General features: G+C 35.1%; 15 protein-coding genes. 9 read left to right on the forward strand and 6 right to left on the reverse strand.

Annotation, left to right across the window (positions count from 1 at the left end):
• Positions 1 to 164: 164 nt before the first annotated feature.
• Positions 165 to 974 (reverse strand): M48 family metallopeptidase, encoded by an 810-nt coding sequence (locus tag CCAND38_RS08955; RefSeq protein ID WP_042006252.1) that lies wholly within the window; start codon positions 972 to 974, stop codon positions 165 to 167.
• 123 nt (positions 975 to 1,097) lie between these two features.
• Between CCAND38_RS08955 and CCAND38_RS08960 the strand changes: the two genes are divergently transcribed.
• The 9 genes from CCAND38_RS08960 to truA all read left to right on the forward strand — a co-directional run bounded on the left by CCAND38_RS08960 (position 1,098) and on the right by truA (position 10,896).
• Positions 1,098 to 1,748 (forward strand): protein-L-isoaspartate(D-aspartate) O-methyltransferase, encoded by a 651-nt coding sequence (locus CCAND38_RS08960; protein ID WP_042006253.1) that lies wholly within the window; start codon positions 1,098 to 1,100, stop codon positions 1,746 to 1,748.
• Between the two features lie 115 nt (positions 1,749 to 1,863).
• Positions 1,864 to 2,232 (forward strand): rhodanese-like domain-containing protein, encoded by a 369-nt coding sequence (locus CCAND38_RS08965; RefSeq protein WP_042006284.1) that lies wholly within the window; start codon positions 1,864 to 1,866, stop codon positions 2,230 to 2,232.
• A 60-nt stretch (positions 2,233 to 2,292) separates the two neighbouring features.
• The gene (locus CCAND38_RS12005) at positions 2,293 to 2,505 is read left to right on the forward strand and encodes a hypothetical protein (RefSeq protein WP_064504536.1); all 213 of its coding nucleotides are present in this window, start codon (positions 2,293 to 2,295) and stop codon (positions 2,503 to 2,505) included.
• 308 nt (positions 2,506 to 2,813) lie between these two features.
• Complete coding sequence (locus CCAND38_RS08975; RefSeq protein WP_042006254.1) at positions 2,814 to 3,731, forward strand: YihY/virulence factor BrkB family protein; 918 nt, start codon at positions 2,814 to 2,816, stop codon at positions 3,729 to 3,731.
• On the forward strand, positions 3,732 to 6,182 hold the full coding sequence (gene priA / locus CCAND38_RS08980) for a replication restart helicase PriA (protein WP_042344945.1): 2,451 nt from the start codon (positions 3,732 to 3,734) through the stop codon (positions 6,180 to 6,182).
• Positions 6,183 to 6,373: 191 nt separating this feature from the next.
• Positions 6,374 to 7,666 carry a tyrosine--tRNA ligase gene (gene tyrS, locus CCAND38_RS08985; RefSeq protein WP_042344946.1) on the forward strand — a complete coding sequence of 431 codons (1,293 nt, stop codon included), beginning with the start codon at positions 6,374 to 6,376 and terminating at the stop codon, positions 7,664 to 7,666.
• 294 nt (positions 7,667 to 7,960) lie between these two features.
• Positions 7,961 to 9,115, forward strand: a complete 1,155-nt coding sequence (locus CCAND38_RS08990) for a galactokinase (RefSeq protein WP_042344947.1) — start codon at positions 7,961 to 7,963, stop codon at positions 9,113 to 9,115.
• A gap of 3 nt (positions 9,116 to 9,118) precedes the next feature.
• Positions 9,119 to 10,147, forward strand: coding sequence for a dipeptide epimerase (locus CCAND38_RS08995; protein WP_042344948.1), 1,029 nt, complete (start codon positions 9,119 to 9,121; stop codon positions 10,145 to 10,147).
• Positions 10,148 to 10,155: 8 nt separating this feature from the next.
• Entirely contained in the window at positions 10,156 to 10,896 is a 741-nt protein-coding gene (gene truA, locus CCAND38_RS09000) for a tRNA pseudouridine(38-40) synthase TruA (RefSeq protein WP_042344949.1), read from the forward strand.
• Positions 10,897 to 10,987: 91 nt separating this feature from the next.
• Here the strand turns inward: truA and lysA are convergent, their stop codons facing one another.
• From lysA to CCAND38_RS09025, 5 genes are all read right to left on the reverse strand, one after another.
• On the reverse strand, positions 10,988 to 12,190 hold the full coding sequence (gene lysA, locus CCAND38_RS09005) for a diaminopimelate decarboxylase (RefSeq protein WP_042344950.1): 1,203 nt from the start codon (positions 12,188 to 12,190) through the stop codon (positions 10,988 to 10,990).
• Positions 12,191 to 12,565: 375 nt separating this feature from the next.
• Positions 12,566 to 12,865 carry a thioredoxin family protein gene (locus CCAND38_RS09010; protein WP_042006264.1) on the reverse strand — a complete coding sequence of 100 codons (300 nt, stop codon included), beginning with the start codon at positions 12,863 to 12,865 and terminating at the stop codon, positions 12,566 to 12,568.
• Positions 12,866 to 12,922: 57 nt separating this feature from the next.
• Positions 12,923 to 15,442 carry a type I DNA topoisomerase gene (gene topA, locus CCAND38_RS09015; protein ID WP_042344952.1) on the reverse strand — a complete coding sequence of 840 codons (2,520 nt, stop codon included), beginning with the start codon at positions 15,440 to 15,442 and terminating at the stop codon, positions 12,923 to 12,925.
• Between the two features lie 127 nt (positions 15,443 to 15,569).
• Positions 15,570 to 15,860 (reverse strand): DciA family protein, encoded by a 291-nt coding sequence (locus CCAND38_RS09020; RefSeq protein WP_042344953.1) that lies wholly within the window; start codon positions 15,858 to 15,860, stop codon positions 15,570 to 15,572.
• A gap of 50 nt (positions 15,861 to 15,910) precedes the next feature.
• The gene (locus CCAND38_RS09025) at positions 15,911 to 16,678 is read right to left on the reverse strand and encodes a murein L,D-transpeptidase catalytic domain family protein (RefSeq protein ID WP_042006268.1); all 768 of its coding nucleotides are present in this window, start codon (positions 16,676 to 16,678) and stop codon (positions 15,911 to 15,913) included.
• Positions 16,679 to 16,727: the final 49 nt, after the last annotated feature.

Genomic DNA, 16,727 nt, shown 5'->3' on the forward strand with positions numbered 1-16,727 from the left:
TTCGTATACAGTACCATTAATACCAAGTCCGTATATTTTTTTGGCATTAGTAAAATTTTTATTTTTATTTGAGGTCATAAACACACAAATTCCCTAACTTAACTTAATTAAATCAGGGAATTTGCCTATTGATTGAAAATCTACTCTCAGAATACGAAAGTAACTTAGTTATATTGGAACGTTCTAATACCAAATTTTGCAGCTTCGGCTCTTGCTTTAGGAACCATACTTTTGAGATTAGCTATCCTTGAGGCATTTGAAGGGTGTGTACTGAGTAACTCAATGGTGCCACCTGAACTATTAGCATCCATGCGTTCCCATAGTCTTGGTGCTTCTTCTGGATCATATCCTGCTATTGCCATGATTTGAATTCCTATTTCATCCGCTTCCGTTTCATGAGCTCTACTAAAAGGAAGGGTTACACCTACCTGAGAACCAACGTTATAAGCCATATTAAACTCATCTAAATACTTACTGTTCTGTAAAGCTACGTTTCCTAACATTCCGACAAGTTGTTGTGTTGTACCTACACTCATGCGTCGAGCTCCATGGTCAGCCAAAGCATGTGCTATTTCGTGTCCCATAACCACCGCTAAGCCTGTTTCGGTTTGTGTGATAGGTAAAATTCCTGTGTAAACTACAATTTTTCCTCCTGGCATACACCAAGCATTTACCTGATCGCTTTGTACCAGATTATATTCCCATTGATAGTCCTTTAGATAATCTTTATATCCGTTATGTTCCAACCACATTTGAGCTGCTTTCGCAATACGTTGCCCCACTTTCTTTACCATTTCGGTTTCTTTAGTTCCAGTAATGACCTTATTTTCACTCAAAAAAGAAGAATATTGAGAAAAAGACAATGGAAATAAATTACTATTCGGCATAAAGTTAAACGTACTTTTACCTGTAAATGGATTCGTTTTACATGAAAAAACGACCAACAGAATCACAATGATACTAATCCTCTTCATAAAATATTATATTGATATGTTTTCAGGGCAAAGTTAATAAAAAAAGTATGACTTTTGAACTAAATAATTTTACAAAAATGAAAAAAAAATAATACCTTTGCTCACTGAGGATAAACGATTGTTATGTTACAACTAAATGACACCTTGAAACATAAAGGAATGCGAAATCAGTTAGTTGATTTGCTCAGAACCAAAGGAATAAAAGACCAAGATGTTTTAGAGGCTATTCGCATAATTCCACGTCATTTGTTCATGGACAGCGGTTTTGAAATGCACGCCTATCAAGACAAGCCTTTTCCTATAGGAGAAGGACAGACAATTTCACAACCCTACACAGTGGCTTTTCAAACTGAATTATTAGAAGTTTCGGCAGGACAAAAGGTGCTGGAGATAGGTACTGGTAGTGGCTATCAGTCCTGTGTATTAGTTTTTTTAGGAGCAAGAGTTTATACGATTGAACGTCAACACAAATTGTTCAAACAAACGCAGTTGTTATTACCTAAATTAATGTCTCGTCTGCCAAAAATGTATTTTGGCGATGGTTATAAAGGTTTACCAAACGAAGCTCCATTCGATCGTATTTTAGTGACAGCAGGAGCTCCCGAAGTGCCTATGACGTTGTTATCTCAGTTAGCTATAGGGGGGCGATTAGTAGTACCTATTGGAATAGAAACCCAAGTAATGACCCTTTTTGAACGTATATCAGATACGGAATTTCACAAAACGGAATACGGTGATTTTCAATTTGTTCCAATGCTTAAAGATAAAACATAAGTAACATTCTTCTGTTTGTACAAGAGTAAGAATAATACCTAATTACTATGTGACCATACTATTCATGGTGAAATTTAATTATAATGAATGTAAATTGAATAAAAAACGAATACCTATGAAAAAATCAATTTTAATTTTAGCTATGGGGCTTTTTTCTTGTAGCAACATTCCTTCAGAAAAAAACATCAAAATCAAAGACTATGAGCCAAAAGCTACCGACAAATTAGTGGATATACGCACTGCAGAAGAGTTTGCTGATGGACATCTGAAAGGAGCCGTTAACATAGATTTCTTTGAAGATGATTTCTTAGAAAATTTTGAAAAACAATACGATAAAGAGGATACTGTCTACATATATTGCAAAAGTGGTGGACGCAGTTCAAAAGCCTATGCAATACTCGAAAAGGCTGGGTTTAAAAACTTGATGCACTTAGATGGGGGTTTTATGCAGTGGAGCGGTGCAGGAAAACCTGTAGAAAAATAATTTAAAAGTATTTTAAATTAGATTCAAAAACAGAAAAATGTAAAGAATTTATTTTTGAATATGTACGAAAATTTGTACATTTGGCGAAATTTTAAGATTATGTTTGAATTTGACCAATATTTAGGATTTTTAGTGTTTTTAGGCATCGCAACTATCGGTTTTTGGTTGATGATTTTCCTATTGACTTTCGTAGTTCCTTACTGGGTAGGAGGAGCTATTATGGAAGCTATCAAAGAGAAAAGAGAAGCAAGAAAAGCTAAAAAATCAGCATAGCTACTTTTTGAGAGTTAAAAGCTCAAGCAGTACAAGATAATTGAAGATTTTTGCGAAGTAAAAACTTCGTAAAAGTCTTTTTTTGTTCATATAATTTAATTTTAAAACCTATTTACAAGTTGCCATTAGCTTATTACTCGAGCTGCAAAAAATCTTTCGATTGTGAAATATTTTTTATACTTTTGTCATCAAGTGTAGTTCTTAGCCTAAAATTTACTGACTAAAAGAAAAGCTAATTACTTTCGAAATTAACGCTTAAAAAACTCATCCTCAATTAGATATAATTACCCTACTTCAACAAAAAACATATGTCGGAAAAAATAGAACAAAAATTAGCTAAAATTCCTGTAGTGAAAAACCTTGTTGCATTACTGAAAAGAGTAACCATTTCGCAAAATAGTTTTTCTCTATACGATTTCTTAGAGCTTTACATTGTTGGGATTGTCAAGGGGGCATTGACCTATCGTGCTAGCGCTATTTCATTTAGTTTTTTCTTAGCTATTTTTCCGTTTTTGTTGTTTATACTGAATTTGATTCCGTACGTACCGATTGACACTTTTCAAATTGACGTTTGGAGTTTTATTGACGGGCTATTGCCTCCTGGCACTAATGAACTGTTTTCGAGTATTTTTTTTGACATAGCCGATAACCGCCGAGGAGGATTACTTTCATCAGTTTTTTTATTATCTATATTACTGATGACAAATGGAATAGTAGCTATTTTTGGAGGCTTTGAATCATCCTACCATGTACGAATAACACGTACTTACATCCGTCAGTATATGGTTGCTTTAATGGTAGCAATCATTATTGCTTTGCTGATTCTGATTGTGATAGCAATGTTTATTTACTATGGCATTTACATAGTTCCATACTTGGAGAGAACAGGACTACTTTACAGTACAGAAACTATCATTCAATGGTCAAAAATTGGTTTTGTAACTGTCATTATCTATTTAGCAACTTCTATTCTGTTTTTCTTTGGTACTAAGGAGGGTAAAAAAAGTAAGTTTTTTTCCATAGGTTCAATTCTGACAGTGTTATTATTTGCATTAACCACCTATTTGTTTGGTATTTACATCGAAAATTTTTCACAATACAATCAATTATATGGTTCCATTGGAGCATTGTTGATTTTTTTGTTGTACATTTGGTTAAATTCTAATATTCTTTTGTTGGGATTTGAACTCAACGCTTCGCTTTTACGACTTAAAAAAATACGATAAATGGCTTATTTCATTGACGTTATACTTCCCATTCCGTTGCGAAAACTATTCACATACAACGTAACTAAGGAAGAAGCTAATTTCCTAAAACCAGGGATGCGTGTTGCTGTACCTTTCGGGAAATCAAAAGTATATGCGGCTTTGGTAGAGAGTGTACACACTACAGAACCTTCATACGAAACCAAAGATATTGAGTATATTTTGGATGAAACCCCTATTGTAAATCATTCTCAATTACGACTTTGGAAATGGATTTCGGACTACTATATGTGTTGGTTGGGAGATGTATTTAAAGCAGCCATGCCATCAGCTTTTTTGTTAGAGAGTGAAACTATCGTGGAGAGGGACGAAACTGATTTGGAAATGACTCTTTTTTCAGATGATGAATGGATGGTTTATGAGGCATTATCCTATAAAACAGCACTCACTGCTAAGGAAATAAATCAAATTGTAGGAAAACGAAAAGCTTTGAAAGTGGTTAAAAATTTATTAGAAAAAGGAGCCATTCGTATTTCTGAAAAAATATTTGAAAAATACGTACCTAAATTAGAAAAATACATTCGTTTGGCAGAAAAATACCAATCGGATGAAGGGATGAAAGCTGTTTTTGAGGATGTCGGTAAGTCAGTAAAGCAAAAGCAATTATTAGTAGCCTATTTTAATTGGATGATGCGTAATAAACTTCCTCTAAAGGTAGAAAAATTGCTCTCCGATTCTAACGTTTCGGCTACTGTTTTGAAATCAATGGTTGGAAAAGGAATTTTTGAGGAATATTACATCCAAAAAGACCGAATCAATTTCAAAGGTGAATTGATTGGAAGTAAATCGCTCAGCGAGGCTCAGCTAACAGCTTTAAAGCAAATTAATGAACAGTTTAATACTAACCAAGTTGTTTTATTTCAAGGAGTTACCGCTTCTGGAAAAACTGAAATCTACATACATCTGATTCAAAAATGTTTAGATGAAGGCAAACAAGTATTGTATTTATTACCTGAGATTGGACTTACGGAACATTTGATCAATCGTTTGAAAAAGCATTTCGGAGATAAATTAGGGGTATATCATTCCAAATATACAACTAATGAACGGGTCGAAGTTTGGAATAATGTACTCAATGAAAATATTAAAAATCAGCTAATTGTAGGAGTTCGTTCGTCCGTATTTCTACCTTTTTCCAATTTAGGATTAGTCATAATCGACGAGGAACACGATGCTTCTTACCAACAATTTGATCCTGCACCTCGTTTTCAAGCTCGTGACACAGCCATTATGTTAGCTAAAATACAGAATGCTAGGGTGTTACTAGGTTCGGCTACCCCCTCAATTGAAAGCCTATACAATGCTAAGCGTAAAAAATATGGATTTGCGTATTTACTAAAACGATTTGGTGAGTTTCAATACCCTGATATTGAGTTGATTGATATTAGAGATAAACATTTTCGGAAACAGATGACAGGGCATTTTTCTGATAAACTTATCCAAGAGATACAAACTACCTTGTCAGAAGGACAGCAAATAATTCTATTCCAAAATCAACGAGGTTATGCTCCTGAAATACAATGTAAAAGTTGCGGAACAGTAGCTCAATGTCCCGCTTGTGACGTTAGTTTAACGTATCATCAGGGTAGGAAACAATTGCGTTGTCACTATTGCGGGTATGCTATTCCAATACTTGATAATTGTATTGCTTGTGGAAGTAATGAATTGATAACCAAAGGATTTGGAACAGAGCAAATCACAAAGGAATTGGCTCAACTTTTTCCTGAAGTGACCATTGACCGAATGGATCAAGATACCACAAGCGGAAAATATGGCTATCAAAAAATACTGTCGAAATTTGAGCAACAACAAACTCAAATTTTGGTGGGCACACAAATGATTAGTAAAGGATTAGATTTTGAAAATGTAGGTTTGGTAGGAGTGATGAACGCCGATTCGTTCATTCATTTTCCTGACTATAAGGCTTATGAGCGTAGTTTCCAATTACTAATTCAGGTTTCTGGAAGAGCAGGACGGAGTACTAGAAAAGGTAAAGTATTGATTCAGACTTACAATCCGAACCATCCGGTACTGAAACAGGTATTGGAACACAATTTTAGAGATATGTTCAACAATCAAATAGCTGAACGCAGGGAATTTTTGTATCCACCAATGGTTCGATTGATAAAAATTTCATTCAAACATGCCGATTTTAATAAAGTTACAGAAGGAGCCGATTGGTTTGGAAAATCATTACGTCAAGGATTTGAAAAACATACTGATATACATATTTTAGGCCCTGAAAGCCCTTTAGTTTCTCGTATACGAAATGAATATATCAAGGACATTCTACTGAAAATTCCTTTTACCCATTCCGCTGAAAACGTAAAAAAATACATCCTACGTACTGAAATTAGTTTTCAGGCTATCCCGAATTTTCGTTCAATTCGAGTGATTTACAACGTTAGTTAAGGAAAAATATCTTATTACAATATCCATAGCAAGGACAAAAAACGTATCTTTGCAAAATGAAAAATTTACTGGTGTATATCATACAAAATTGCGGATTTCTAATTTCACTAAGTATTTTTGATTTATGCATTTAAATAACTAAATAACAGTGTGTTAAAATAATTCATAATTATATAAGAATAATAAAAACAATGAAAAACTTCATACAGGAATTACAATGGCGTGGAATGATTCAGGATATGATGCCTGAAACGGAAGAACATCTTTTAGAGGGCGTACGCTCGGCGTATGTGGGAATTGACCCAACGGCGGATTCACTCCACATTGGGCATTTGGTGGGGGTAATGATGCTCAAGCATTTTCAGAATTGCGGTCATAGACCTTATGCTCTTGTGGGGGGTGCTACGGGAATGGTGGGCGACCCATCAGGGAAATCGGCGGAGAGAAACCTTTTGACCAACGAGGTTTTAGAGCATAACATTGCCGGAATCAAAAAACAATTGGCAAAATTCCTTGATTTTGAAAGCACTGCCGAAAACAGAGCTATTTTGGTCAATAATTACGATTGGATGAAAGATTTTTCGTTCTTAAACTTTATCCGTGATATTGGCAAGCACATCACCGTGAATTATATGATGGCAAAAGATTCGGTAAAAAAACGCTTTGACCCAAAAGAAAACACAGAAGGAATGTCTTTTACCGAGTTTTCGTATCAATTGTTACAAGGTTACGACTTTTTGCACTTGTACCGCGAAAACGGATTGACTTTGCAAATGGGAGGCTCTGACCAATGGGGAAATATCACCACAGGAACCGAATTGATTAGAAGAATTGCCGGTGGAAAAGCCTACGCAATGACTTGTCCGCTCATTACCAAAGCTGATGGAACAAAATTCGGGAAATCCGAAGGAGGAAATATTTGGCTCGACCCTGAAAAAACCTCGCCGTACAAGTTTTACCAATATTGGCTCAATACCTCTGATGCAGATGCCGAAAAGTACATCAAAATCTTTACGATGCTTACGCAAGAAGAGGTTGCCGAACTTACAAAACAACACCAAGAAGCACCACATTTGCGAATTTTACAGAAGAAATTAGCCGAAGAAATCACCGTAATGGTACATTCTCGTGAGGATTATGACAACGCCGTAAAGGCTTCGGAAATTCTGTTTGGAAATTCTACCTCCGAAAGTTTGAAAGGACTCAATAGTAAAATGTTTTTAGAAATTTTTGATGGTGTTCCACAAAAGGAACTTGCCAAAGAGGAAGTTATCGGTGCAAATATTGTGGAGTTACTTGCTGACCAATCAGGCTTTTTGAAATCACGTGGAGAAGCCCGTCGCGACCTTACAGCCAACGCTATTTCGGTTAATAAAGAAAAAGTAACAGAAGGGTTTGTAGCCTCTGAAAACGATTTGATAGACGGAAAATTTATCTTGTTACAAAAAGGCAAAAAAAATTATTTTGTAGTCGTGGTAAAGTAAAAGAAAATTATTCATTTGGAACGACTATTTTGTAGTTTTAAAATCACCGTTAATATAGTCATACTAATTTTTTATTCTAGCATAAGAAATTAATGAGTACAGAATGTATGACTTTTGAAACGAAAAAGGAGGTTTAATGCCTGATGATTAGTATCAAAACTACCAAATAATTTTATGAATATTATGGATTGAAAAATCTAAAAATCTAAGAATATGTATTTTATTTTTCCAATATATTTTTGTAACTTTGATGTTCGTAAAATGACAAAAACAAGTAAATAACACATACAAAATATGAAAGCATATATTCAAGAATCCTTTGAACAAGCATACGGAAAACCTGCTGACAAGATATTTTTTGCTCCTGCAAGAGTAAATCTGATAGGAGAACACATAGATTACAACGGAGGACTGGTAATGCCCTGTGCTTTAGGAAATGGAACTTATTTAGCAGTACGTAAGACAGAGGATAATATGTTTACTTTCAGGAGTTTGAACTTCCCTGATTCTGTTCATCAGGTTCCTGTAAACACTAAAGGATATACAAAACAAGATTCTCTTTGGATAAACTATCCATTGGGTTGTATTGACTATTTCACTCGTGAGGGGGCTACTCTATCAGGGTTGGAACTTTTGTTTTATGGCAATATTCCCAACGGAGGAGGATTGTCGTCATCTGCATCGATTGAATTGGTAACAACTTTTGCTTTAAACACCCTGTTTGACTTGGGAAAAAATCAAGTAGAATTAGTTAAAATATCTCAACAAGTAGAAAATAAGTTTGTGGGGGTAAACTGCGGTATTATGGATCAGTTTGCTATTGGTATGGGAAAAGAAGACCATGCTATTATTTTGGATTGTCAGACGTTAGAATATACCTACACACCTTTTGTTTTAAAAGACGATACATTACTGATTATCAATACCAATAAGGAACGTAAATTAGCCGATTCCAAATATAACGAGCGTAGAGCTACCTGTGAAGCAGCTTTAGAAATATTCAACAAAACCGAAAATTTCAAAGATTTGTGTTCTATCCCTGCGGAATATTTTGAAGCTAATAAGCATTTGCTTACTCCTGAAATGCAACAACGAGTGAAGCACGTAATTTATGAAAATTTACGTGTTAAAGCATCTGAAAAAGCATTAAAATTGGGTGATATAGAAAAATTTGGTGAGTTAATGTCAGCTTCACATAAATCACTGATGGAAGACTATGAAGTAACAGGGAAGGAATTGGATACTATCTATTTAGAAAGTGTTAATTTTGAAGGGGTTACAGGAGTTCGTATGACGGGAGCAGGTTTTGGAGGCTGTGCTATTGCGTTGGTAAAAAATGACCGTGTTGATGCTTACAAAAAGCATATTGAAAAAGTATACACCGAAAAAATAGGTTATGCTCCTTCGATTTATGATGTAAGTATTGGAGACGGTACGAGAGAAATATAGATAATGAAATTGTCTTGGTTTCCCTATGACTTACGCCTTCGGCATAGGTTTTCTGTTTCTGGACATTCGCGTAGTACCACACCTGTCGTTCTTACTAAAATAGAATACGATGGGCTGTGTGGGTATGGCGAAGCCTCTTTGCCTCCTTATTTAGGTGAGACAAAAATTTCTGTGATTGATTTCTTGAAAAAAATCGACTTCACAAGCTTTTCTTCTCCTATAGATATAGATGAGATTCTGGACTATGTCGATAGCCTCGCTATGAAGAATACAGCTGCAAAAGCATCTATTGATATTGCGTTGCACGATTTAGTTGGAAAAATCAACAATCAATCTTGGCACAAGTATTATCATTTAGACAAAAACAATATACCTGATACTACATTCACCATAGGCATTGATACTGATACAGTGGTTCGTGAGAAAACCAGGGAAGCTGTGGGACGTTTCAATATATTGAAAATAAAACTTGGAGGGAGGGATGATAAACAAATGTTACGGGCTGTACGTTCTGTAACGGATCTCCCTCTTGCGGTGGATGCCAACCAAGGATGGACAGATGTTCACCAAGCTATGGATACGATTTTCTGGTTACAAGAACAAGGTGTCGTTATGGTAGAACAGCCCATGCAAAAAGATGACTTAGATAATATAGCTCTCTTAACAGAGAGCAGTCCCTTGCCCATTTTCGCCGATGAGTCGGTTCAGCGTTTAGAAGATATTTCACGATTGAAAGGCGTTTTTTCAGGTATAAACATCAAATTGATGAAATGTACAGGAATGCGAGAAGCATGGAAAATGCGTGATTTGGCAAAGTCACTTGGAATGAAAACAATGATGGGGTGTATGACCGAGACTTCTTGTGCTATTTCGGCTGCGGCACAACTTTGTGCAGATATGGATTTTGCAGACCTTGATGGAGCCTTGCTTATAGCCAACGATTGTTTCGATGGAGCCAAACTTATTAATGGAAAAATTATCCCATTGGATGATTCAGGAATTGGTGTAAAAAGTTTATTATCAAATTTTTAAATACAAAAATGAGGTATTTCATTGAATTTTCATACAATGGAAAAAATTACTTTGGTTGGCAACGTCAGCCTCATTCAGTTAGTGTGCAAGAAATATTAGAAAATAGTCTAAGCACATTACTGAGAACTCCTATTGAAGTAGTGGGGGCAGGACGCACAGATAGTGGTGTACACGCTCACCAAATGTTTGCCCATTTTGACATCGAAAAAGAGCTTGATAATCAATTGATTTACAGGCTTAATGCTTTTCTTCCAAAAGATATAGCCATTCATAAACTTCATCGTGTTACAGATCAAGCACATGCTCGTTTTGACGCTCTAAAACGTACCTATCAATATCATATTTCTATGAAAAAAGATGTGTTTGCCTACGAGTCAAGCATGTATTTGAATCTTCCTTTGGATCTTCCTAAAATGGAAATAGCTACAAAAAAACTATTTGATTATACTGATTTTCAGTGTTTTTCAAAATCCAATACAGATGTGAGAACTTATGATTGTAAAATCTACGATGCTTTTTGGCAACAGCAAGAGCATCATTTAATTTTTACGATTTCCGCAGATCGCTTCTTGCGAAATATGGTTCGAGCTATTGTGGGCACATTGCTGGATGTTGGCTTGGGAAAAATTTCCATTGTCGATTTCGAAAATATTATAAAAAGTAAGAATCGAAGTAAAGCAGGAAAATCTGTTCCTGCTTGTGGATTATTTTTAGTACAAGTGGAATATCCTCAAAGCTGTTTTATATGAAAAAACTTTGTCAAATCTTAAAGATTTGACAAAGTCATGAATCTGTGTTATAGATATTACTGAATATTAAATTGTTTAATTATTACCAATTCTAAAATATCTGAATTTGGTTTCTCAAAATATCATCAAAGGTTTCGGCCTGTCTGATGAGTTTTGCCTTTCCGTCGTGCCATAGAACTTCAGCGGGTTTCAAACGCGAATTATAGTTACTTGACATCGAAAAACAGTATGCCCCTGCATTTCTGAAACAAAGAATATCTCCTTCGGAAATTTCAGCTATTTGTCGGTTAGAGGCAAAAGTATCTGTTTCACAGATATAACCTACCACCGAATAAAAACGTTTTTTTCCATTAGGGTTGGAAATATTTTCAATTTGATGAGTTGCTCCATAGAGCATCGGTCGAATCAGATGATTGAATCCTGTATCCACTCCAGCAAATACCGTTGAAGTAGTCTGCTTCACAACATTTACTTTTGCCAAAAAGAAACCTGCTTCACTGACTAAAAACTTTCCTGGCTCAAAAGCTAAAGCTAAATCTTTGCCATATTCTTTGCAAAATGCTAAAAATCTGCTTGAAAGTCGTTCGCCTAATTCTTCAATATTAGTTTGAATATCCCCCTCTTTATAAGGGACTTTAAATCCACTGCCAAAATCAAGAAATTCCAATCCTTCAAAATGTTTTGCTGTTTCAAAGAGAATTTCAGCAGCATACAGAAATACATCAATATCCAAAATATCACTTCCAGTATGCATGTGAATTCCATTAATTTGCATTTTGGTATTTTCAACAATACGCAGAATATGAGGTATTTGATGAATACTGATGCCAAATTTACTATCAATATGTCCGACTGAAATATTAGAATTTCCACCTGCCATTACATGCGGATTGATACGAATGCAGATAGGAATTTGTGGATATTTACTTCCAAATTGCTCTAAAATAGATAAATTATCAATATTGATTTGCACACCCAAAGCAGTGGCTTCTTCAATTTCCTCCAATGAAACTCCATTGGGAGTGAAAATTATTTGTTCAGGTGAAAAACCTGCTAATAGACCTAATTGTACTTCCTGAATGGAGACTGTATCCAATCCACTTCCTAAATTACGAAGCAGTCTCAAAACAGAAATATTAGAAAGAGCTTTAACTGCATAGTTCACTCTGAGGTTTGGAATAGTATTGAAAGCTGACGTAAGTCTTTGATATTGAGAAGTTATTTTCGTAGCGTCATACACGTACACTGGATTACCAAATTCATTGGCTATGGAAAGTAGGTCTGTTGTATTCATAATGGTTCTATTTTGAAATGCAAAAATACTATTTCTTTTTAACTACAAAATTTTTATTAAACAAAAAGTCAAAATACACACAAAAAGTTACAAATAAAACTTTCAAAGATGTGATTAATAAAGTATAAATCAAATTTTGCCATTAATCATTTATTATTTCATTTTTAATAATGTGGTTATATACACTAAACAGACCTTTTCCATTCTATTTTGTATAAAATAAGAGTCATAATAAAACTATTTTCATCATGACTCTCACAAGCTTATATATAAGGTTTTTAAAATCTATCTTAAACTACATTTTCATTCCTAAAATTTAATAATGGAAAAATGTACTTTATCACAAAGGTCAAGATAAATCAAAATTAAAAAATTCTATTGTAAGTATTTTACCAATTCAGTAATAAGCAGATTACTGCTGTGGAAACCTTCACCACGCCAAACTAATTCACGTTGATTGAATATGACAATCGTTGGTAATCCGTTGATTTTTAAAGCCTTTGTCAATTCTTTGTTTTTATCAACATCAATTTTAACAACTTTGACTTTATTTCCAAGTTGGGTAACTATTTCTTTCAGTACGCCATTCATCTGCACAGAAGTTTCATGCCAATCAGCATAAAAACAGAACAAAACAGGTACGTTAACATCTACAATATTTCCGAATTTATCCATTAATATGTTTATTAATTATGTGTTTGTATTATAAAAGGCTAAATTTTTGAATTAAAGTTATTTATTTTTAGTTGCCTTCGTTGTTGTGACTTTTTTAGTTGTGGTTTTCTTCTCAGTCTTTGCTTTTGCTGGAGTCTTTTTTGTTTTAGCATCTAACAAAGCGTTTGCCTGTTCTAATGTAAAATTTGCCACATCCGTTTCTTTCGGTAGTTCAATTTTGGTTTTACCTTTGATGAGATTGTAGCGTCCCCAACGAGCTTTTTCCAAACGAACGTCATCCCATTCTTTTACAACTTTCTCGGATTCTTTCTGTAATTTGGCTTCTATCAGCTCTTCGGCATCATTCTGTGAAAGATTGTTGAAATCATATTTCTTACTTACATTAATAAACATATCATTCCATTTAATGTAAGGACCAAATCGACCTACGCCTTTGCTCACTCCCTTACCTTCATACATCGCAAAAGGAGCATCTGCTTTGTTTTTTTTCTCAATGACTTCCTTGGCTCTATCAAGGGTGACACTGAATACGTCTTCGCCTCGGTCTAATGAAATGAACGTATCTCCATAACGCACATACGGGCCAAAACGTCCGATATTCACATCTACCTCTTTTCCATCAACAATCCCTAATTTACGAGGCAATTCAAATAATTGCAAGGCTTCTTCAAAAGTAATTGTTTCAATTGACATTCCCGAATGAAGACTCGCAAACAATGGTTTTTCTTCATCTTCACTTGTTCCAATTTGTGCCATTGCTCCGAAACGTCCCAGACGCACACTGAGCGGACGACCCGATTTTGGATCAATTCCTAATACACGTTCACCCGTCTCTCTACCTGCGTTTTTTTCTACATCTTCCACTACGGGATGAAAATGGGAGTAGAAATTTTGTAGCATTTCTGTCCAATTTTCGGTTCCCTCTGCAATATGGTCAAAACTTCCCTCAACTGTAGCAGTGAAATTGTAATCCATAATCGTTTCGAAGTTGGATACTAAGAAATCATTTACTACCATGCCAATGTCTGTAGGAACTAATTTTCCTTTGTCCGCACCCACTTTTTCGGAGAGTGTTTTTTGTTTTACGATTCCATTGCTTAATGTAAGTTGCTGATAGTTACGCTCTTCTCCTTCAAAATTGCTACGTTCTACATAACCGCGATTTTGAATAGTTGAGATGGTTGGAGCGTAAGTGGAAGGACGGCCGATACCTAACTCTTCCAATTTTTTGACTAATGAAGCTTCTGTATACCGTGCTTGTGGACGTGTAAAACGTTGTGTAGCAATGATATCATTATTTTTGACGCTTTCTCCCGTTTTTAGTATAGGCAATATACCTTCTTGTTCCTCCTCCTCTTCATCTGTACTTTCTAAGTAAACTTTCAGAAAACCGTCAAATTTGATCATTTCTCCATGAGCAGCAAACAAATCCTTATGTTTATTAGCTTCGATCTTTACATTTGTTCTTTCTAATTGGGCATCAGCCATTTGAGATGCGATAGTACGTTTCCAAATCAATTCATAGAGTCGAGCTTGGTCGCTTTCAGCGGGAATATTTGTACGCATCATGTCCGTTGGACGAATCGCTTCGTGTGCTTCTTGAGCTCCCTTGGCTTTGGTCGCAAAGTTTCGCACTTGACTATACTTAGTACCATAAAGTTGATGTATGGCATTCTGAGCTGTCGATAGAGCTTCTTGGGAAAGATTAGTACTATCCGTACGCATGTAAGTGATAAATCCAGATTCATACAACCGTTGAGCTACGGTCATCGTTTTACTCACCGAAAAGTAAAGTTTTCGCGAGGCTTCTTGTTGTAATGTTGAAGTCGTAAATGGCGGAGCTGGTGATTTTTTAGCGGGTTTAGTTTCTAATGAAGCTATTTTGAATGTGGCTTCTATATTTTTTTCTAAAAAAGCCTTTGCTTCTTCGAGAGTGTCGAACGATTTGGATAAAGTAGCTTTGAAAGTTTTCCCTTCAGAATTAGCGAATTCAGCAGTGATTTTATAGGATGAATGTGTTTTAAACTCTTGGATTTCACGCTCTCTTTCCACGATAAGCCGCACCGAAACGGATTGTACACGCCCTGCAGAAAGCCCACTTTTTACCTTTTTCCAAAGCACCGGAGAAAGTTCATAGCCTACAAGCCGATCCAACACACGACGAGCTTGTTGTGCATTAACCAAATTATAATCAATACTTCGTGGATTTTGTATTGCTTTTTCAATAGCTGTTTTTGTGATTGAGTTAAAAACGATACGTTTTGTCTTTTCAGGATTTAATTTCAAAGTTTCTGCTAAATGCCATGAAATAGCTTCTCCTTCGCGATCTTCATCACTTGCTAACCAAACCGTTTCAGCTTTTTGTGTGAGTGCTTTTAATTCTTTTACCACCTCCTTTTTATCGTTGGAAACAAGATATTTAGGTTTAAATCCGTTTTCAATATCCACCCCAATTTCTTTAGATGGCAAATCAACAATATGCCCGTAGCTTGATACCACTTTAAAATCCTTGCCTAAGAACTTTTCAATAGTTTTTGCCTTTGCAGGCGACTCAACAATCACTATATTTTTAGCCATACTACTAACTTTTGGTCGCAAAAATATAAAATTAAATTATAATATATGGTGTAAGAAGGAAAATATTTTTTATTTAAAGACGTACAGTTACATTAGAACATACCGTAAATAGAGTAGGCAGGAAAAATCAACTTCTGAAGACTATTTTTTTAACAACTTCTTTGCCTATCTCTTCATTAATACTTCTGACAATAGTTTCTTTTCCATACGTAAGTTCCTCACTAAGAGCAGGAGAAGATAATTCAACGTACAACACATCTCCCTTCAGCTCTACGGATTTGGTGTATTTGGCAATACTAATCCCCATTATCCGAGCCCATATCTCCTGCACTTCTACTTTATGGAGTCCATATTCCAATTTATTTTGTTGTATAATCTGTTTGATAACAGAAGATAGTACCTTTGTATTTCCTTCCATAATAAGTTTAATTTTCTCGAAGAAACTTAGTTTGTTGAATCACAAATAGGTTAAAAAACCGTATAGTCAATCAATTTCAATAAGTTGAGATATTTTGAAGATTTTAAATATTTTTTATCGTTATAATATGCAAAAACAACGGTTTTATCTTTTATAGTTTCAATAACATCTTTATAGATATGCTCAGGTAGAACAGGGCATCCTAAACTACGTCCCAAACGACCGTTACGTCTGATATAATCTTCACTAACATAATCGGCTGTATGGATAACCACTCCGCGTGTCGCCACATTGCTATTATATCCCTTTTCATCACCGTGCAAACGAAGACTGAACCCTTTACTTCCCATGTAGGTACTGCCGGTTATAAAAAAACCTATACTACTTTTATTAGACTCCTTAGTATTTGAAAATGAGGTAGATAGTTTATCTCCGCTTTTTTTTCCGTGCGAGACATATGTATGAAAAATGATTTGTTTTTCTTCCAAATCAATGGTATAAAAACGCTTAGTGTTACTATCTTTTGAAAAATCAATAATAGAAAGAATTTCCTTTTCGTTCAAGCGTTGTTGATTTTTAAGTGATTGATAGCCAATGTAGGCATAACGAAAAGCCTCATAATTCAGGTCATAATACTCCCCCTCCAATTCATCGTACAACTCCTTGATATTGTTTTCCATTTTTTTAAGAGCCAAGGAAACATATTCTTTGGAGCGAATAGAATCTGTAACGGATACCGTGTGATTGTTTTCTGCATTGACAGATTGTAACGAGAAAAACAAAACGAAAGCATAAAAAACATGACGAATTCTTTTCATATCGAATGTTAGATAAAAATTAGTTATTAGATAATAATATGTATTGCTA

It is taken from the genome of Capnocytophaga canis, assembly GCF_000827555.1.
In the GTDB taxonomy this organism is placed as follows: Bacteria; Bacteroidota; Bacteroidia; order Flavobacteriales; family Flavobacteriaceae; genus Capnocytophaga; species Capnocytophaga canis.